Origin of the sequence: Eubacterium sp. BIOML-A2 (assembly GCF_009680135.1) — a bacterium.
Lineage (GTDB): Bacteria > Bacillota > Clostridia > Lachnospirales > Lachnospiraceae > Faecalicatena > Faecalicatena contortus_B.
The window spans coordinates 24,997-45,775 of the sequence record NZ_WKZK01000037.1 but is presented as its reverse complement, the minus strand read 5'-3'; the positions used below and the strand labels follow the sequence as shown (position 1 = coordinate 45,775).

Below are 20,779 nucleotides of genomic sequence, written 5' to 3'. Positions count from 1 at the left end.
ATTGTATCAAATGGGCTGATGCGCGGTCTAACTGCGCTAAACTGCGGCCTGGGTGGGCCGGAGGCCCGGAATAATCATTATAATTGTGTCAATGAAAACTTCTATATGAAGACTTACTTCCGGGCAATAAAGGAGGGAACACTAATGGCTGATAAAATTGTTCCAATAATTATAGTAATGGTTCCTATTATCTTCTTCATCTGTAGATTCTCCTAAAATCAAAAAAGCACCGAAGTTGTCCCATAAGAGAAAGCTTCGATGCATTCGGTGAGAAAAGATATTCCAGATATTTTAATTGATGAGCTGGCTAAAAATGTGCTCAAGGAATTCTTTAAAATTGTAGCTGTTAGATACTTAGACTATTTCACTACAATTTGACCGCATTATTATTTGGCGGTTACTTTACATGCGGTAAATATAAAGATATATTATTATCAACTATTTTTCGGATTTCATCTAAAATTCTGTTCATCTTATTTCCTCCCAATAAACTTTTAATTTATCACCGGCTCTATTATATTTCATCCAGATAAAAAAGTATAGAGAGATTTCTCTCGCTCCGATGGAACAGCAGCTTCAAAACCGTGCTGACCTGTTCATCCGTCACATTCTCTGGGTGGGGGAAATAGCTTTCCAGCATTGCCCGTCTGGTGCAAAGCCGGTGTGTCTGTTCCTTTCGGGTCAGCATCTTTATCTGGTGCTGCAATATCTTTTCTTCATGCTGCGCCCGCCGGAGCTTGGCTTCTCCCTTTGCTATCTGCTCATTCAGTTTTTCCAGCTCTTCAGGGAACGCTTCACGGTCATAAGGCTTCGGGAAAGTGCCGCCGCCAGCTCCATGATAGGGAAGCGGATAAACAAAATCCCGTTGCTGTCCGGGATTCCATCTGTCAGAATTTCGCCCAGCAGACGGGCATACAGGATTTTGGCTGTGCTGCTGATTGGGAGCTTCACCACAGCCCTCGGCAGCGGAACGCAGGGCGGAACAGATGGAAAATAGAGAATCATTTAACCGCCAGAAGAATTGGCAGGGAAATATAGAATATGCATGCAGTTGGGATGAATGTGCCCAGAAGAATCATTATCTGTTGGAACAAATTATTGACAAAATAGAGAGGAATGGATATAATATCAATATACAAATTTTTGAACAATGGGGGATCGTTTATGGATGTAGATGGGAGAAGTGTATTATATCAGAAGATAGGCGTTACAATCAGCAATATGGCTCTTAGTCTGCTTTCTAAAAACGTGGGGGATCGGATTCACTCTATTTCCCAATATCAGGAGGAATTCGGTGTGTCAAGGGGGACGATTCAGAATGCCATTAGCTACTTAAAAGAAGTCAGAGCAGTGGTGCTTGCCCCTCATGGACATCTGGGTACATATGTAGAATGGATTGATTATGTAAAATTGCAGGAATGTTGTGTGGCACAGGGGTTAATGGGCATTATGCCGCTTCCTTATTCCGTAACTTACGAAGGTTTTGCTACTGCGATGTACGAACAACTGAAGAATCTGCGGTTTAATATGGCATATGCAAGGGGCGCTGTAGGGCGTATGGAACTCGTTGAGTCGGGGGTTTACCAGTTTGCGATTTGTTCCCAGTATGCAGTCGAACACGAAATGAAGATTGGTAAGAATATAGAAATCGCCTTAAACTTTGGTGCCGGGAGTTTTTTGTCACGGCATGTCCTGCTGCTGAGAGACCAGAATCAGAATGGGATAGCGGATGGTATGAAGGTGGCTTACGACAGTGATTCTCTGGATCAGAGTCAGATTACAAAAAATGTCGTAAAAGGGAAACGGGTTGAACTGGTGAATATCCCAACCCAGCAGACCGTCACCGCACTTTTGGAAGGCACAATCGATGCAGGTGTATGGAACTATGATGATATCCTGGAGAACCATCATCTGTACAATCTGAAAGTGGTATTCCTGAATGCATCGGAATATAGTGATTCGTTTTCTACGGCTGTTCTTGTGATCAGGAAGGATAGTGGTTATTTAAAAAAGGTTTTAGAAAAAAACATCAGTGTAAGCATGACTTTAAAAATTCAGAACGAAGTTCGCAGCGGAAAGCGCCATCCGTTTTATTAAGGAAATGTGTCTGGCGCCTATGTTGTTTTTTTTGATAGTACAAAAAAATGTACTTTATGTCGTAAGGTAAACGAGAAGTGGATTATGTAATCCGTTTCCAAAATATTTTTTAATTAAAAGTACAAAAAAATGTATATTAAAGGAGGAGCAGATGAACGAGATGGAAACTTTGTACGAGAGGTTAGCAATCCTGGAACAGGGGGGATTGATCACGCCTCATGTATCAGAACAGGTGAAGAAGATCATTGGGTTGGTTTTCGAGAGAAAGGAGCGGCCGGATATGGAGAAATTGGAAATGTTTACGACCCATATCGCAATGGCGATTCAGCGTATTTTAAACGGAGAGCGTGAGAATCCGCTGGATGATGCCGTGCTTGCAGGGCTCAGGGAAGAGGCTGTTTATCCTGATGCAGAGAGGTTTGCCCAAAACATTTATGAGCATACTGATATTGAGTTCCCGGAAGTTGAGAAGGGATATTTGGTAGTCCATTTATGTAATCTTTTTTCATAAAAAAATAAGAAGGAGGAAGAAAAGATGAAAATTGCAATTGGAGGAATGCAGAAAAATGAGATGCAGCAGGAAATTTTAAAATGCTGCCCGGATGCGGAGACGATCATCACAAACGATATGAATGCTGTATCTATGATGAAGAAAGGGGAGGTAGATTATTATATTGGTGCTTGTGAGAGCGGAGGCGGTTCTGCGATTTCAATACTGATTGGTCTGCTTGGCTACAGCAAATGCTGTACAGTCTGCAAAAATGGAGGCAAACCAAAAAAAGAAGAGATTGAGAAGTTTGTAAATGACGGAAAGGTCTGTTTCGGTATGGCGGTGTCACACATTGACATCACAGTGCCGGTGCTGATGCAAGTATTAATGGAGCATGAGGAGAAGTAATAGGAAATAGTAACAAGGCGAACAAAGAAAAGAGGAAGAAAATATGGAATTAAGTATTGTAAATGTGATAATTGTTATGCTTGTATGTGCCATGGCAGCTTTTTTATCCCATATGGGAATGGCAGTTTTTCATGATGGAATCCGTCCGGTCATTCCGGAATACATTGAAGGACGTATGCACAGAAGTGAGATGGCGTCCATTGCATTTGGATTGAGCGTTGGGTTCATCGCATCAGTTGGAATCGGAAATGCACTGGTAACTAATTTGCTGAATCCATGGCTGCTGTTTTTGGCAACAGATATTATTGGAATTGCGTCTCCGAAGAAATGGCTGGCCCCGATTCTCGGCGCGTTGTGGGGTCTGATTTGCATGACAGGAATCGGCGGGATCAATGCGGTGTTGACAGGAATGCCGGTGGATCTGATTACCGCAATGGGAGATGTCGGAACTTATGTTGTGACCGGTTTTGCATTATTCCCAATCGTTGCAATTATCATGCAGTTTGGAATAAAGACAGGAATTATAACCGCTGTGATTGTAATGGTATTTCGCTTTGCCGGACCTGGTTTCTCCACAATCAGCGGGGATGCCTGGACAATGATGATAGGTGTGATCGCCCTGGTTGCACTATGTATTTGGAAAGACTTTAAAAATAAGGAGAAGAGCGTGACAGAAGATTTGAATATTTTTTCAGAAAGAACTGAAAGAATCAAAAAGAATCTGCCATTTCTCATGGTTGCAGGGGCATTGATTGCAATCGCTTGTAATGTACATGTTTTGGCAGGTTCCGACGTGTCTATGTTTGACTTGTCAAAGGCCTATGCGATGAAAGATTCTGCGGAGGCAGCTACGTTGATAAAGACTGTTGCTACGAATGAATTCATGAGGGCACTGAGCTTTATTCCGTTGATCGCGACAACAGCAGTTACAACGGGTGTGTATGGAGTTGCCGGATTTACATTTATCTATGTTGCAGGTTACCTTTGCCCGAACCCGATCGTTGCAGCGATTGCAGGTGCGGCTATTATATTAGTGGAAGTTATGTTGCTTGGCCTAATCGGAAAATTCCTCGGAAATTTTCCATCTATGCGTGATGCATCTGATAATATCCGCAGTGCGATGAACACCTGTGTTGAGTTTGCATTGCTGATCGGCTCTATTGCGGCATGCTGCACGATGAGTGCCTCTACTTCTGCAGGAGCTGCAGGCGGTTTTGTTATCGGCGGATGTATATATTTGATTAATGAGATGACCGGACGTAAGATCATGCGTATGGCGATTGGACCAGTCGCAGCAATCGCAACTGGAATTATTTTGAATCTGACCTATTTGATTGGATTGACTCCTTTGGTATAAAGCATATGAAAGAGGTGGAATCATATGATTCAGACAGTAAATGGGAAGATTTCCCCGGAAGAATTAGGAATTACGATGTGCCATGAGCATTTGGCGCTGGACTTGTCCCCTGTGAGAGGGGACAAGGATTCCGACTTTGATGATACAGAATTGATTTTGGATGAAATTCGGAAAATGCAGGCATATGGGGTGAAATCCGTTGTCGAAGTAACTTGCAATGATATGGGAAGAGACGTAGAGAAGCTGCGTATGTACAGTAAGGCGTGCGGTATTCATATTATTGCGGCAACCGGATTTTATTTGGAGGAATACCATTCGGATGCGGTTCGGGAGGCAAGCCCTGAAGAATTAAGTGAAATTTTCTGTAAAGATATCCTGGAAGGAATTGATGGCACAGATATCAAAGCAGGCGTCATCGGTGAAGTTGCATCTGGAAATCCAAGTATGGGGCCAAGCGAGAGAAATGTGCTGATTGCTGCAGCTTTGGCCGGAAAGCAGACCGGACTGGCCGTAACGACGCACTGTCAGCTTGGAAGACTGGCAATGGAGCAGGCCAGGCTGTTTGAGAAGTACGGAATGGATCCTGCGAAAATTGTGCTGGGGCATTTGGATCTGGCAAATGATCGAACGTACTATGAAGAGGTTCTGAAAACAGGAGTAAATATCGGATTTGACACTATTGGAAAGACTGCATATCTAAGTGATGAGGTAAGGGCAGATAATCTGATGTGGCTTTTGGAACGAGGCTGGGAGGAACGAATTGTACTCTCTCAGGATATTTCGCGAAAAAGTTATCTGTCAAGCAGAGGCAAATATTCTGGATATATGACAGTGATGAAAGATTTTGTCCCACTTTTAAAAGAATGGGGAATTCAGCCAGGGACATTGAACAAATTATTGATAGATAATCCTGCCCGGATTTTTGATAAAGTGAATTGAGGTGATGATTACGAAGACATATCCTTTACAAAGTCTTACGGTTGAAGAGGCTGCAAAGTTTCAGTTTCGGATCGTGGACTGTATTACAAGAGAATTAAGCGGCCGCGAAATGGTTACCAGAGGAGATTTGGGAGTGGTGTGTGGGAAGAATAAACCGGTCATCACACAGAAAGCAGAAGCGGTAATTGCAAACATATTTGGCACGGAAGCATGTATGCTGGTGCGCGGGGCCGGGAGCGGGGCAATCCGGTTGGGACTTCACGCAATACTCAATTCGGGAGACATGATTTTGGTTCATAAGGCTCCAATTTATGATACTACGCAAACGTCTTTGGATATGATGGGAATCTACAAAGCAGAGGCAGATTTTCATGATGCCGGGGAAATTCATAAGATAATGGAAGAAAAACCGGAGATAAAGGCAGTATTAGTACAGCATACAAGACAGTGTCCAGAGGATCATTATAATTTAAAAAATGTAATTGAGACAGTAAAACGAGTCAGGCCTGTTCCCGTACTGACTGACGATAATTATGCGGCATTGAAAGTCCCACAGATCGGAGTGCAGTGCGGTGCTGATTTATCCTGTTTTTCGTCATTTAAATTGCTTGGCCCGGAGGGGGTCGGAATTATTGTAGGTAAGCAGTGTTACATAGAAAGATTGATTCAGGAGAACTATTCGGGCGGAATGCAGGTGCAGGGCCATGAGGCATTGGATGTACTTCGCGGTATGGTCTATGCCCCTGTGGCGCTGGCACTGGAAGCGCAGGTGAGCGAAGAATGTGTCCGCAGGCTGAACGAGGGAGAAATTCCAGAAGTAAGACGGGCGTTTTTGGCGAATGCACAGTCGAAGGTTATTTTGGTTGAATTTCGAAAGGAAATAGCAAAACGAGTTTTAAAAGAGGCTGAAGCATTAGGGGCAGCTCCATATCCTGTGGGATGTGAGTCAAAATACGAGATGGTTCCGCTTTTTTACCGGATTTCCGGTACATTTCGTAAAGCAGATCCGGCGCTGGAAGAGCGTATGATCCGTATCAACCCTCTTCGGGCAGGAAGCGATACGGTAATGCGGATTATAAAGGAATCTATAGAAAGAGGAAAAGTATGTTTGTAGATCAAATGTTAGAAAAGAATAAAAAGCTGCTTGAGACGGCGTTTGCATTACAGCAAAGCGGGCAGATCATGCCGGATTCCTATGTGATTGATATGGATACCTTGCTGGACAATGCGAGAAAAATTCTGGATGAAGCAAAAAAACAAAATATAAAACTATATTTTATGCTGAAACAATTAGGAAGAAATCCATATATAGCAGAGAAACTGGTGGAAATGGGATACGAAGGAGCTGTTGTGGTAGATTTTAAAGAAGCAAAGATCATGATGGACGCGGGAATTCCGATTGGAAACGTGGGACATTTGGTACAGGCGCCGAATGCTATGCTCTCCGAGATCGTAGCCTATCATCCGGAAGTGATGACAATTTATTCCCTGGATAAGGCCGCACAGATTCAGAAGGCAGCGAAGGAACTTGGAGTGTTCCAGGGCATTTTGCTGCGGGTTTATAATGAAGACGATATGAGTTATCAGGGGCAGACTGCTGGCTTTTTGCTTCGGGATCTGCCGGAGATTGCAAAAACAATTATGGACGATTACCCAAATATTGAGATAAAAGGGGTCACTTCTTTTCCGTGTTATCTGTATGACGAAGAAGCCGGGGATATTCGGCCTACTTATAATCTGAATACAGTAAAAGAGGCTGTTGAAATTCTCCAAAAGCTTGGTATAGAGGCGGAAATCGTCAATACACCGTCTGCTACTTGTGTCAGGACATTGCAGATGATGGCGGAATTAGGCGGAAACTGTGGAGAACCGGGACACGGAATGACGGGGACAACTCCTATGCATGCGGTACAGGGAATGGAGGAAACGCCATGTGTTGTATATGTAAGTGAGATTTCCCATAATTTTGACGGAAACGCATATTGTTATGGAGGCGGATATTATCGAAGATCCCACATGAAATCGGTATTGGTGGGAAAGGAACTGAAGTCAGCAAAGAAGCTGGATGTGATACCGCCATCCTTAGAGAGTATTGATTACTATCTTGGAATTTCAGAAGAGTGTGAGATCGGAGATGCGGCCATCATGGCATTTCGTTTCCAGATTTTTGTGACCAGGAGTGACGTGGTTCTGATTCAGGGAATTCAAAAAGGACATCCGAAAATCATCGGGATTTATGACAGCATGGGAAGGGTGAAAAAATGAGCAGAAGATTTGTCGTAATTGTGTTAGATGGATTTGGAATTGGTGCAATGAATGACGCGGTGACAGAGAGACCGGGGGATGAAAAGGCGAATACGCTGGGAAGTATTCTACGGGATTGCCCTGATCTGAAGCTTCCGAATCTGGAGCGGCTTGGACTTATGAATGCTTTTGGAAAAGAAAGCGCTAAAATGAAGTTTTGCAAAACAGCGAATTATGGAAAGTCTGAGCTGATGCACTTTGGGGCGGATACTTTCATGGGACATCAGGAAATCATGGGAACTTTGCCGAAGAAGCCAACCATGCATCAATTTCAGGAAAAAGTGGATGAAGTATATTATCATCTAAAAGAGAATGGACACAAAGTCAGGATTGTCAGCCGAGGCGGACTGCGCTACATAGTTTGTGATGACTACGTTACGGTTGCAGACAACCTGGAGGCTGATTTGGGCATGTGCTATAATGTGACAGCTCCGCTGGATTTTATTTCGTTTGAAAAGGAGTATGAGATCGCCCGGCTTGTCCGTGAGGTTGTGACTGTCGGGAGAGTGATTGTGTTCGGCGGAACAGGCAATACAATGGAAGATTTATATAAGGCGGAGGAAATAAAAGAAGGTAAGTTTATTGGGATTGCATCTGCAAGATCGAAATCTTATGAGTATGGATACCAATGCCTTCATTTAGGCTATGGTGTAGATAAAAATGTGCAGGCTCCGACGATTTTAACCAAAGCGGGAGTCCCGGTTACTTTGATTGGAAAGGTGGCGGATATTGTTGCCAATGACAGCGGAACAAGTATCTCCTGTGTGCCGACAGAAGAATGTATGCGGCTGACACTGGATGCCATAAAAAAAACAGACAGAGGGTTCATCTGCACGAATGTGCAGGAAACAGATCTGGCAGGTCATTCACAGTCTTCTGTGCAGTACCGTAAGATTTTGGAACAAGCAGATGCAGGACTAGGCAAATTGATTCCGGTTCTGGGAGAAGAAGATATACTGGTTGTGATGGCGGATCATGGGAATGACCCGGATATCGGGCACAGTAAACATACAAGGGAATGTGTTCCACTGTTGATATATAAAAAGGGAACCGAATACAGAAACCTGGGGATTCGCAAAAGTTTGTCGGATGTAGGGGCCTCTGTTTGCGAATATTTTCAAACGAATGCACCCCAGAACGGCAGAAGCTTTTTAGAACAGTTATGTTAAGTTAAGGCTTAAAAGAGAAAGTGAGCGTAGAAAAAGAAAATGCAAATAATCAGAAATGTGCAAATTAAAAGAAACGGAGAGATTTGCACATTCGATTATCCGCATAACCACTACACTTTCAAGTCATTTGAAATATAAAAACACTCATTTTTACAAGAAATTTACCACGATTGAATGAGCCTTGATATGATGATAAAACCACATGGGGATAGCACAGAATAACTGTATATCTCCCGGTTTTCATTTATGCAATATGATTATTTCACTCTGATTTCAACCACTTTCAGCGCGGTAAAACGGACGCAGGCATAACTTAGAGATATAAGCGTCATAGAACTTCAAAATTCCTTTAACCGCCTTTTCATTTCCAGCAGACGTTTTACAAATTACCCTAATGAGGGATAGCCATAATCTTTTCTTATTTGTTAATTCTTTTCTATAACCCCAAAATATCAAACGGAATATCACACTTTCATAGTGCTACATGCAAAGTGATCGAAAACTACAGCCAGAGCTATGGCTGCCCGGCTTGCAACAGCCTGCCGGGTATCAAACGCTGCTTTTGCTGGGCGCACATACGTCAATATTTCATTGATGCCGTCCCCAAAGGGAAACAGTATGATTACAGCCAGCCGGCAGTACAGGGAGTCCAGTACTGCAACCGGTTATTCGCCATCGAGGATTCCATTAACAAGAAATATCCCGGTGATCATGAAAAGCGGAAACAGCTGCGTCTCAAGAAGGAGAAACCCATTCTGGAGGCTTTCTGGCCGTGGCTGGATCAGCAGAAGCCGGTCCGGAATACCCGCATGGACAAAGCGGTGAATTAGGAGCCTGTCAATTCTAATAAAGACATTTCGAGTCAGGAATATTTACGAAATTTATGCAAAGAGTTTTCAGGAATTACTTTCAGACTAAATGATAAGAGTATAGAGTCTGCTGATGGAATGTTAGAACAAGTAGGCAATAATTTCGGCGGAAGGGATCAATGTAGTATCAGTATAGACCTTACGACAGATGAAGGAGATGCAGGACGAGGCTGCCCAGAAGGCTGCTATGGAAGCTGATTCAGATATGAGGACAATTGCGGCTTCATCAGCAGCTCTTAATGTTGCGGCCAATGGATTAGGTGAAACATCGGAAGGGAATGCAGAAGGCTGGGGTTGAATGGAAAATATTGCAAACAGAACTTTTGAATATGCCAGATAATCTTAATGAGTACAATGAAATTTATCTAGGTAATCTTAGAAAATGTCGGATTTGCGAAAAGATAAAACATGGACAGTGATTTAAGAGAGATTTACAATAGACGTAAAATGAGTAACAGCTATAAGGTACTGCTTGATACAGCTCAGGTGACCAATTAGATTTGTGGAAGAGAGGAATTGACAGATGAAACTGACAGATTTAAGAGTAAACCATGTGAAGAACCCATTGGGATTTCAAACGATCCCGTTAAGTTTTTCGTGGAAAGTAACAGAAGCCGGAGAGGCAAAGCGGATGGAGTCTGCCAGATTACAAATCTTTAATGGAGACACTCCTGTTTTTGACAGTGGAGAAAAAAGAGGGATGAACAGTCTGGATTATAATGTAGATATTTCTCTGATGCCGAGGACACATTATACATGGACGGTGGAAGTGACGGCAGATAACCGACAGAAAGCGGAAGCGACAGGGCATTTCGAAACAGGAAAGATGGAAGAGAAATGGACTGCAAAGTGGATTGCACCACAATTGGGAGACGAGGAAATACAACCAGTATTCAGGAAGTGTTTTAGAGTGGATGAAGCAATTGTGGGAGTTAATGCAAGATTGTACCTGTGTGGACTTGGCGTTTATGAAGTGTATCTCAATGGACAGAAAGTCGGGGAGGAATATCTTGCGCCGGGCTATCATTCTTATGACTTTCATCTGCAGGTGCAGACATATGATGTGACGGATTATCTGAAAGAAGGAGACAATGAAATTCAGATTTGGCTGGGAAGTGGATGGTATAAAGGTCGTCTTGGATTTGACGGCGGATATGAAAATCTGTATGGAGAGTTTTGCTGTGCGATGGGAGAATTGTATGTTGAGCGACGTGATGGAGACGGAGCGAAAACAACTGAGCTTGTTGTATGTACGGATGAGACATGGGAATACACACAGTCACCAATTGAATTCAGTAACATTTATGATGGAGAAATTTATGATGCAAGACGAGAATATGCAGTGCATCGTGAGACAAGTCAGATAGGTGATATTGCGGAAAATGCAGCAGAAAATGGAAAATGGAAATTGGTAAATCTTCGTGTTCCAGAAAAATGTGGACCGCTGAAAGACCGGTATAGTCTGCCGATTGTAAAGAAAGAACACTTTGAACCAATCGAAATCATCCGGACTACAAAGCAGGAAAATGTGTTGGATTTCGGACAGAACCTGACCGGCTGGGTAGAATTTGATTGTCAGATGCAGGAGGGGATGCAGATTCGTCTTACAGCATCGGAAATCATGCAGGATGAGTGCTTTTACCATGATAATTTTCGGACGGCAAAAACAGAATTCGTTTATATTTCCAATGGAAAGCAATCTCATGTAAGACCGCATTTCACGTTCTATGGATTCCGTTATATGAAAGTAGAATATCTGGATGAGAAGGGAAATATTCTGGCAGATCGGAGACCGTCAGAGGAAGAGCATTTTACAGCATATCACCTGCGCAGTGATTTTGATGAAATCGGCAGTATTATAACGGGGAACAAAAAGGTAAATCAGCTGTTCTCCAATGCAATGTGGGGGCAGAAGGATAACTTTCTGGATGTGCCGACTGACTGCCCGCAGCGTGATGAACGTCTTGGATGGACCGGAGACGCTCAGATTTTCTCAGAAACAGCATGCTATAACATGTACATGCCCGCATTCTATCGAAAATATTTGTGGGACATGCGTGCGGAACAAAGTATTTTGGGCGGCTCAGTGCCCAATGTAGTCCCAAGATTAAAACAAGGAATGGTTGCGGAACATGGAAGTTGTCCATGGGCAGATGCAGGAGTAATTATTCCATGGAATGTCTATCTGCATTATGGAAGTAGAACATTGTTGAAAGAGTGCTATCCGGGGATGAAAGACTGGGTGGATTGTGAGCGGAGAAAAGAAGAGGCGCTGGGAGGGCTGCATCTTGTCAAAGACGGTTTTCATTTTGCAGATTGGCTGGCACTGGATAATCCGCAGCCGGGGCCGTTTGGTGCAACAGATGCACTTTATATTGCAAACGCATACTACTATAAATGCACGAAGAGTGTGGCAGAAGCAGCGGCAGTGCTGGGATATGAAATAGATAAGCAGGAATACGGAAAATTGGCGAATGAGATATTAGCAGCGATTCAGAAAACATATTTTGATGAAAATGGATTGTGTATCTGTCATACGCAGACAGGTTCGGCAATTGCAGTTATGTTTGGCTTGAATCCAAATGAGGATGCACAGAATAGAGAAGGAGAGGTGTTATATGCCCGCGTGAAAGAAAACAATGGGCATCTAAATACCGGATTTGTCGGAACAACGATGCTCTGTCCTGCATTGACAAAGACGGGACACAGCAAAACAGCAGCAGATCTGTTGTTGAATGAGGAATTTCCGGGCTGGCTTTACAGTGTCAATCTGGGAGCAACGACCATATGGGAGCGTTGGAATTCAGTGGAGCCTGACGGACATCTGAACCCAGAGGGGATGAACAGCCTAAACCACTATAGCTATGGCAGCATTGCAGCGTGGATGTATGGAGATCTTTGCGGAATCCGACCAGTGGAGGCCGGATTTAAGAAGGCTGTGATAGAACCACATGCAGATGCAAGATTGGGGTTTGCTGAAATGAAGCTGGATACAGCAGCAGGATTGTATCGAAGCAAATGGAGCTGTAATACAAACGGAACGGTGTTATATGAGATTGAAGTACCTTTTGATGCGGAGGCAGAATTGATGATAGGAAACAAAAGGTGGACATTGCCAGCTGGAAATTATACATTTACAACAGAGAAGTGAAAAGGAAAGGGAAAAGGATATGAAAACATGTGAGGTAAATATGCGTGATCCATTTGTTATGGTACATGGGGGAATGTATTATTTGTATGGAACGAGGAGTGAGTCCTGCTGGGGACCGGCAGACGGATTCGACTGTTATGTCAGTGAAGATATGGAGAACTGGGAAGGCCCGATAGAAATCTTCCACAGACCAGACGGATTTTTTGCTGATCAAAATTACTGGGCACCGGAATGTGTGTACCTGGAAGCGGATGAGGAAGCAGGAAGAACAGAGGGACCATGGAAACAGATGGAGGAGCCAATCTTTCCGGAAAACGGAGGACATGGAATGATGTTCCGGGATGCAAAGGGGGAACTACTGTTTACGTTACATTTTCCAAACGATAAATATAAAGAACGTCCGATGTTTGCCAGAATGAATCTGGAAGACGAAAAATTAAGATTGAAATAGTATCAGTCAAAAAAAGAAAAGTACTGGTATGGTTGTTTGAAAGAAGGAGAAACAAATTATGAAAGAACTAAAATGGAACAAACAATGGAAATTCTGGCCGGATAAAGATTCATTTGCACTTGTGTGGGATATTTCGGAAATTGCAAAAGAAATCACATTGCCGCATGATGCCATGATTGAAAATCCGGCAGATCCGAACAGTTTGAACGGAGGTAATACAGGCTTCCGCGATGCAGAGTGCTACACTTATGTAAAAATGCTGTTTGCACCGGAGGAATACAAAAATCAGACAGTTATGATAAAGTTTGAAGGTGTTTACATGAATGCATTTGTTTCTGTAAATGGGCAGATAGCAGCAAAAAGTCCATTCGGTTACACGACATTTTATGCGGAAATCAGCGATTTTCTAAAATATGGAGAAGAGAATGAGATTCGTGTACAGGTAAGAGCAGGAGCGATGACAAACAGTCGTTGGTATTCCGGTGCTGGTATTTACAGAGATGTATATCTTCTGGAGTCGGGATTAACCTATCTGGTGCCGGAGGGTGTGCAGATTAAAACGGAGAGAATAGAAGACGGGTATGCCGTGCTTCAGATTTCTTCCGAAGTAAAAAACAGAAATCATACTGTGAAGGAACTGGTTCTGGAGACCGCAATTGAAGATGCTGATGGACGCGTTGTTACATCTGAGAGAACGAGCCTGGCTTTGTTTGATCAGGAAATGCGAAAATTATCTCAGAGAATTACGGTAGATGCTCCACAATTATGGAGCGAGCACTCACCGATCCTTTATACCTGTGTAAGCCGTCTGTTTGAGAAGCAAGCAGAGGAACTTATTCTTTTAGATGAAAACAGAGAAATATTTGGAATACGTACAGTTCAGGTTGATGCAAGAAGAGGATTTTGCGTAAATGGAGAAATTGTCAATTTGCGTGGCGGATGTATTCATCATGACAGTGGACTTCTGGGAGCAGCTACGTATGAGGATGCTCAGTATCGTCAGGTGAGAAGAATGAAAGAAGCTGGATTTAACGCAATCCGAATGTCACACCACCCGATGGCTCCGGCGATGCTTCGTGCCTGTGATGAGTTGGGGATGTATGTGATGGACGAGACATTTGATATGTGGAATCGACTGAAGTCCAATTATGATTATGGTTTGTATTTTCAGGAGTGGTGGGAAAAAGATGTAACTGCCATGGTGAGAAAAGATTTCAATCATCCATCGGTAGTGCTTTATTCCATTGGAAATGAGATTCCGGAAATTGGAACAAACGGCGGATCAAAGACGTGTTATGAATTAAGTTCTAAGGTAAAAGAATTGGATGACAGCAGATTCACATTAGCCTCTGTCAATGGTGTGTTTGCTGCTGGAGATCAGGTTCCGAAAATCATTGAGGATGTTGTTGCTGATTTGAGCCGGGAAGGTAAGATTGAAGGGAATGTAAATAATTTCATGACTTTAATGGACACGCATATGGATAAGATTGTTGTACATGATGCAATCACGGAAAGACTGGAAAAAGCAGCTGCATCTACCGATATCATTGGATACAATTACATGACAGCACGCTACGAGATGGACGGAGAGAAATACCCGAATCGTGTAATTGTAGGAAGCGAAACCTACCCTCCTGAAATCGCAAGAAACTGGGCATTAGTAGAGAAATTACCGTATGTTATCGGAGACTTTACATGGACAGGATGGGATTATATCGGGGAAGCAGGCGTTGGAATTCCGGCATACCAGTGGGGAGAAGGCGGTTTTGGTGCTACATTCCCGGCACAGCTTGCATATTCGGGAGATATTGATATTACCGGATTCAGAAGACCGGCATCGTATTACCGTGAGGTTGTGTTCGGCATGAGAACGATACCTTATATTGCAGTACAGAATCCATACAAATACGGACAGCCTATTATTAAGACGCCTTGGGTGATCAGTGATGCGGCGGCTGCATGGAACTGGAAAGACTGTGAAGGAAAACCGGTAGTCATAGAAGTATACGCACCGGGAGAAGAAGTAGAACTTTGGGTGAACGGAGTATCTTGCGGAAGAAAAACGTCAGGAAAAGAAGTGGGATTTCGCACATTGTTCGAGACAACTTATGAACCGGGAACAGTAGCCGCAGTTGCATATGAAAACGGAAAAGAGATTGGAAGATATGAACTGAAAACTGCAGAAAAAGCCTATAACCTTGTTCTGAAGCCGGAAATATATCACGGATTAAAGGGGAGAGAACAGGAATTGTATTATATTGATGTAGAACTTTGTGATGAGAAGGGTATAATTGTAACAGATGATGATCAAAAACTGAATTTGTCTGTTGAAGGCGGAGCAGAGGCAGTAGGATTTGGAAGTGGAAATCCGAAACCAAACTACAACTTTAATGATGGCGTTACAGAGACATTTAACGGTCGGGCACTGATAATATTGAAGAAAGTCAGCGATGAGTTTGTGATTGTGAAGGTGGCGGCAGAGAATGGAAAAACAGCGGAAGTTTGTTTAAAGACAAATGAATAATTAAAATGTATATATTCAGTATGAGAAGTTGTACCAAACCTGTAAGGGATGTATTATCGGTTTGGTACAATTTGCAGTATAAAAGGTGGGAGGGCTTATGAAAAAACAGGACAAGAAAATCAGAGATTTACTGGATCAGATGACATTAGAAGAAAAAGTTGGACAGCTTCAGCAGTGTGGACCTTCACTGGTAGGGGCATTTGAAGTAAGTTTTGAAGAATTGCTGGATATGATGTTTGATGGCAGAATCTCTCAAGAAGAGTTTGGACGGCTGATGGCAACAGCAGAACAGGATTTCCATGAAGAAGATCTCAGAGCAGGGAAAATAGGATCTTATAATGGAGTTGGTGATGCTGCTACAGCTAATCGTCTGCAAAAAATAGCTGTGGAGGAAACGAGACTTGGAATTCCGTTACTGTTTGGATTCGATGTGATTCACGGATTTCGCACGATTACCCCGATTCCTCTTGGAGAGAGTTGTGCGTGGGATCCGGATCTGTGGGAACGCACAGGGCGGATGGCCGCTGAAGAAGCAACAGCAGGCGGGGTTCATATGACGTTTGCGCCGATGGTTGATGTGGCGAAGGACGCACGTTGGGGCAGAGTCAGCGAAGGTGCCGGAGAAGATGTCCTTTTAAATGGACTTTATGGAGCGGCAAAAGTGAGAGGTTTTCAGGGGGAGAATCTGGCAAAAGAAGATGCAATGGCGGCATGCGTGAAGCATTTTGCGGCATATGGTGCCTGTGAGGCAGGACGGGATTACAATCGGGTGGATATGTCTATGCAGCGTTTATGGGAAGAGTATCTGCCGTCCTACAAAATGTGCATTGATACAGGAGCAAGAGCGGTAATGCCTGCGTTCAATGATATAAATGGAGTCCCATGTTCTGTGAATCCATGGCTTCTGAAGAATGTACTGCGAAAGCAGTGGGGCTTTGATGGTATGACAGTCAGTGATGCCAATGCGATTGCAGAGTGTGTAAACCATGGAATCGTGTCGGATAAGCGTACTGCTGCAAAGGAAGCGCTGGAAGCAGGGGTGGATATGGATATGACGTCCAATAGTTACAGTGAGTATCTGGCTGATTTGATCCGAGACGGTGAAATCGGGGAAACAGTACTTGATGAAGCAGTGTCAAATATTCTTCGCGTAAAATTTGAGTTAGGATTATTTGAGAATCCATATAAAACAAGTGAAGAACGTGAGTCAAAAGCATTTATGAAACCGGAATACCGGGAACTGGCGAGAGAAGCTGCGACAAAATCTATAGTTTTATTAAAGAACGATACACATGTTGATGCATGTAGTAGTGAATCCGAGAAGGCAGAGAAGATTCTTCCGTTGCAAGATGGAACACGGTTGGGGATTTTTGGAAAGTTGGCAGCAGACAAGGGAGAAATGACTGGTGCGTGGGCAATCGGTGCGAACCCGGAAGATTGTGTGAGTTTGCTGGAAGCCTGCGAGAAGCAGGGTATAGCTTATCAGTATAGTGATGAGGATAACCGGATAGCAGACATTGTATCAGAATCTGATGTACTGATTGCTGTACTTGGAGAGAAAAAAGATCAGAGTGGAGAGGCGGCAAGCCGGGCTGATATTACTTTGACGGAGGAACAGCTTGCGTTGGTACGTAATCTACTGGCAACAGGAAAACCGGTCGTGGCAGTGCTATTTAATGGGAGACCGTTGGCAATTCCGTATGTGGCAGAACATGTACCCGCAATTGTGGAAGCATGGCATCCGGGTGTGGAAGCCGGAAATGCTTTGTTGGATATACTATTTGGTAAGGTCAATCCAAGCGGAAGACTGACGACAACCTTTCCATATGCAAGCGGACAGTGTCCGACGTATTATGCACATATCAATACAGGACGTCCGGGCGGAAAGTCAAAGTTTACATCGAAATATCTGGATACACCGCTGGAACCTGTATTCCCGTTTGGTTACGGATTAAGTTATACGCAATTCGAATATCTGGATCAAGGAATGGAGCGAGAAGGAGATGTATTTCGGATATCGTTAAAAGTAAAAAATATCGGGGCCAGGGACGGCCAAGAAGTCGTACAGTGTTATATACAGAATAAGACGGCAAAACGTGTACGCCCAGTGAAGGAACTCAAAGCGTTTGAAAAAATCAACATCAAAGCAGGTGAGACTGCAGAGGTGAACTTTGAGATACCAATCAGTGAACTGGGATATTATGACTGGGATATGCAGTACATTACAGAATTACAGGACATTTCATTCTATATTGGAAGTGATTCACAAAATTGTATAAAAATTGATATGAATTAGTTTTTATAAATATAAAAATCTGTCCCGGTAATCAATCGGGGGCATGCCGTAATACTTCTTGAAAATATGTCGAAAAGTGCCGGCGTCGGAATATCCAAGTTCCTCGGCAATCGCAGCAACTCATTATCGGATAAGATGCCGAAGAAAACTCATCTGAAGTATATCCCGAATTTCATCTAGGGTGTGTGGAATATTCAGACTTCGCTGAGGGTAGTTGAAGTACAGTTCTTTGAAAATATATTCCAGTTCAAATGCTATGGAGAATTATTGCATTCCCCTGTCTGAAAGCAGATGAGATTGCTATACTGAATTTAGATGAAATGAGAAAGGGGGAATAGAGAATGTCAGAAATTGGAAAATGGATTACGAACGAAACATCGTCACCATTTTATGCGAGAAAGAAATTCACAGTTGAAAAAAACATAAAAAAAGCAGAAGCGAAAGTCTGCGGGCTGGGACAATTTCACTTTTATATCAATGGGAAGAAAGTGGAAGATCACGAACTGGATCCGGGGTGGACGGACTATAAAAAGCTTATACAATATGTGACGTTTGATGTGACCAATTATTTGAAGAACGGAGAGAATGTAGCAGGTGTAGAAGTGGGGAATGGATGGTTCATCAAAACAGATGAACATTATACATTTAAGTTCCCGGAATTTATGCCGCCGAATCCGAATCCATATGAGCCGTTTGGAAAATATCTGATGCTGGCATTGAAAATGACAGTTACGTATACAGATGGTACGAAAGATGTGATTACTGCAGATGATACATTTACTGTAAAAGAGCATCCGATTGTGATGAGTAATGTTTATGGATCAGAGACGATGGACGGTAGACTCGTACAGTACGGATGGAGCACAGCGGAATTTGATGATTTTGACTGGAAGCAGGCGGTGATTGTAAATCAAGAAGATGTGCCGAAGGGAAGTCTCCAGAATCAGTTTCAGCCTGCGGTTCGGGTGATTCATTCGTATGAGGGACAATTATTGAATGAAGTGAATGGACGACAAATCTATGATTTCGGTCAAAATATGTCCGGTATTCTGGAATTCGAGGTGAAAGGTCATGCCGGAGATGTGGTGAAATGTTATCCGGCAGAGAAACTTTCGGAAAACGGAGATGTGGATCAAATTGCAAAGAACTGGGTGACAGTAGACTCCTGTATCACGTATATTATCGGTCAGGATGATGTGTGGGAAACATTCCGAATGAAATTCACTTATTTTGCAGGAAGATACATGGCGGCAGAGAAAATCTCAGCAGCACAGACGCCAGCAGAAATAGTGCTTCGCAGTTTTTGGGGACATGCAATCAGCAGTGCTAGTGAAACGAATGGAACGTTTACCTGTGATGACGAACGCTACAATCAGATTTATAATCTGGTTGAAAAGGCGGTAGAGGCAAATATGGTCAGTGTCCATACGGACTGCCCGACGATAGAACGTTTTGCATGGCAGGAACCGAACCATTTAATGGCACCGTCAATCATGTATATGAAAAACGGGCGGAAACTGTGGGAGAAGTTCTTGACGGATATGCGGATTGCACAGCATACCGGAGCAGACTATTTTCTGGATTTTGAAGGAAATAAAGTATATCCGGGAGAAGGAATGATGCCGTCCCAATGCCCGTGCTATATTCCAAATGTTTTACCGGTTCCGGGAATGGGAAGTTTCTACGACATCATTCCATGGGGAGGTACATCCATCTTGGGCACGTATTGGCACTATCAGTTTTATGGTGATGTCAAGATAATTGAAGACAATTATGACGCAGGGATGCGTTACTTAAATCACTTGAAGAAAAAAGTCAATACAGATGGCTTCATCAATCACGGTCTGGGAGATTGGGGAAACCCGCGCAATGAACTGGTAAGAGAAAATATAGAAACAGCATATTTATATGCAGATACAACAACTCTGGCAAAATTTGCACAAGTCCTTGGCAGAGAAAAGGACAGGGAAGAATTGCAGGAGTTTGCGGACAGAATTAAACAGAATTACAATGAAAAACTGCTGATTCAACATCCGGATCATGGATTCTGGTGCTATCGTGCATGGGATCATCCTGATGAAATCTTCCTTACGCAGGCTTGTGAGGCACTGCCGCTTTACTGGGGATTGGTGCCTGAGGATAAGAAAGAGGATATTGCAAAAGCACTCTGCTATACATTCGAGAGGGATCAAGCATTTATCAGTGGGGAAATCGGGTTGCCGTATGTGATTCAAACCGCAAGGGAATATGGTATGAATGACATTATCGGTAAGTTCATTTTGAAAGAAGAACATCCGAGTTATTATGCATTTGTCTTAGATGGAGAGACTACACTTGGAGAATACTGGGAATCGAATCCGAGAAGTCACTGCCATGATATGATGGGACATATTATTGAGTGGTTCTACAATGGAATTGCAGGAATTCAGGCAGAAAAGCCAGGATTTAAACAGATTAAAATCCAGCCATATCTTCCGGAAAGTATTGGTGAGTTTATATGCCATTATCATTCTATAAATGGTTTGATTGAAGTTCATGTGAAAAAAGAAGGAAACGATGTCCTATTGGAAATTACAATTCCAAAGGAGATAGAATGTAGGATAGACACTTGTAATTTAGAGTCGGCAGGAAGAAAAATAATAACTGCTTTCAGGGAAAGGTAATGATAATATGCGAGATTTTGAAAATGCGAGAAACCCGATCCTTCCGTTGGAATATCATGTC

At 43.0% G+C, this 20,779-nt stretch carries 15 protein-coding genes and 3 pseudogenes; 15 read left to right on the top strand and 3 right to left on the bottom strand.

Annotated elements, in window-relative coordinates; genetic code table 11:
• Positions 1-216 (top strand): hypothetical protein (locus GKG43_RS23115; RefSeq protein ID WP_206672035.1); only part of this gene is annotated, 216 nt, incomplete at its 5' end.
• A gap of 298 nt (positions 217-514) precedes the next feature.
• On the opposite strand, the gene GKG43_RS13725 is transcribed toward GKG43_RS23115, so the two are convergent.
• Together GKG43_RS13725 and GKG43_RS23380 are read right to left on the bottom strand one after the other, a co-directional pair.
• Positions 515-778, bottom strand: a complete 264-nt coding sequence (locus GKG43_RS13725; RefSeq protein WP_083486997.1) for a DUF3847 domain-containing protein — start codon at positions 776-778, stop codon at positions 515-517.
• Positions 779-783: 5 nt separating this feature from the next.
• A pseudogene (locus GKG43_RS23380) lies at positions 784-1,005 on the bottom strand (DeoR family transcriptional regulator); the annotation flags it as partial.
• Between the two features lie 159 nt (positions 1,006-1,164).
• On the opposite strand from GKG43_RS23380, the gene yhfZ reads away from it, so the two are divergent.
• From yhfZ to GKG43_RS13680, 8 genes are all read left to right on the top strand, one after another.
• The gene (yhfZ, locus tag GKG43_RS13715; protein WP_055150650.1) at positions 1,165-2,097 is read left to right on the top strand and encodes a GntR family transcriptional regulator YhfZ; all 933 of its coding nucleotides are present in this window, start codon (positions 1,165-1,167) and stop codon (positions 2,095-2,097) included.
• A 151-nt stretch (positions 2,098-2,248) separates the two neighbouring features.
• Entirely contained in the window at positions 2,249-2,608 is a 360-nt protein-coding gene (locus GKG43_RS13710; protein WP_055150647.1) for a PRD domain-containing protein, read from the top strand.
• A 24-nt stretch (positions 2,609-2,632) separates the two neighbouring features.
• Positions 2,633-2,995 (top strand): DUF2620 family protein, encoded by a 363-nt coding sequence (locus GKG43_RS13705; protein ID WP_055150644.1) that lies wholly within the window; start codon positions 2,633-2,635, stop codon positions 2,993-2,995.
• Between the two features lie 43 nt (positions 2,996-3,038).
• The gene (locus GKG43_RS13700; protein WP_055150641.1) at positions 3,039-4,352 is read left to right on the top strand and encodes a YhfT family protein; all 1,314 of its coding nucleotides are present in this window, start codon (positions 3,039-3,041) and stop codon (positions 4,350-4,352) included.
• A 24-nt stretch (positions 4,353-4,376) separates the two neighbouring features.
• Complete coding sequence (locus GKG43_RS13695; protein ID WP_055150638.1) at positions 4,377-5,291, top strand: hypothetical protein; 915 nt, start codon at positions 4,377-4,379, stop codon at positions 5,289-5,291.
• A gap of 4 nt (positions 5,292-5,295) precedes the next feature.
• Entirely contained in the window at positions 5,296-6,405 is a 1,110-nt protein-coding gene (locus GKG43_RS13690; protein ID WP_055150635.1) for an aminotransferase class V-fold PLP-dependent enzyme, read from the top strand.
• Positions 6,396-7,556, top strand: a complete 1,161-nt coding sequence (locus GKG43_RS13685) for a YhfX family PLP-dependent enzyme (protein WP_055150631.1) — start codon at positions 6,396-6,398, stop codon at positions 7,554-7,556. Before GKG43_RS13690 ends, GKG43_RS13685 begins: the two co-directional genes overlap by 10 nt.
• On the top strand, positions 7,553-8,764 hold the full coding sequence (locus GKG43_RS13680) for a phosphopentomutase (protein ID WP_055150628.1): 1,212 nt from the start codon (positions 7,553-7,555) through the stop codon (positions 8,762-8,764). The genes GKG43_RS13685 and GKG43_RS13680 overlap by 4 nt, the downstream gene beginning before the upstream one ends.
• 276 nt (positions 8,765-9,040) lie before the next feature.
• Here GKG43_RS13680 and GKG43_RS13675 read toward each other — a convergent pair.
• A pseudogene (locus tag GKG43_RS13675) lies at positions 9,041-9,186 on the bottom strand (helix-turn-helix domain-containing protein); the annotation flags it as partial.
• Between the two features lie 111 nt (positions 9,187-9,297).
• Between GKG43_RS13675 and GKG43_RS13670 the strand changes: the two are divergent.
• The 6 genes and pseudogenes from GKG43_RS13670 to GKG43_RS13640 all read left to right on the top strand — a co-directional run.
• Positions 9,298-9,591 (top strand): annotated as a pseudogene (locus GKG43_RS13670) (transposase); the annotation flags it as partial.
• A gap of 565 nt (positions 9,592-10,156) precedes the next feature.
• Complete coding sequence (locus GKG43_RS13665; protein WP_055150625.1) at positions 10,157-12,784, top strand: family 78 glycoside hydrolase catalytic domain; 2,628 nt, start codon at positions 10,157-10,159, stop codon at positions 12,782-12,784.
• A 19-nt stretch (positions 12,785-12,803) separates the two neighbouring features.
• Entirely contained in the window at positions 12,804-13,235 is a 432-nt protein-coding gene (locus GKG43_RS13660; protein WP_055150622.1) for a family 43 glycosylhydrolase, read from the top strand.
• A 58-nt stretch (positions 13,236-13,293) separates the two neighbouring features.
• A complete protein-coding gene (locus GKG43_RS13655) occupies positions 13,294-15,759 on the top strand; it encodes a glycoside hydrolase family 2 TIM barrel-domain containing protein (protein WP_129879199.1) in 2,466 nt (821 codons plus the stop codon).
• Between the two features lie 97 nt (positions 15,760-15,856).
• Positions 15,857-18,055: a glycoside hydrolase family 3 N-terminal domain-containing protein gene (locus GKG43_RS13650; protein ID WP_055150616.1), complete on the top strand. Its 2,199-nt coding sequence runs from the start codon at positions 15,857-15,859 to the stop codon at positions 18,053-18,055.
• Positions 18,056-18,396: 341 nt separating this feature from the next.
• A complete protein-coding gene (locus GKG43_RS13640) occupies positions 18,397-20,718 on the top strand; it encodes a family 78 glycoside hydrolase catalytic domain (RefSeq protein WP_055150613.1) in 2,322 nt (773 codons plus the stop codon).
• Positions 20,719-20,779: the final 61 nt, after the last annotated feature.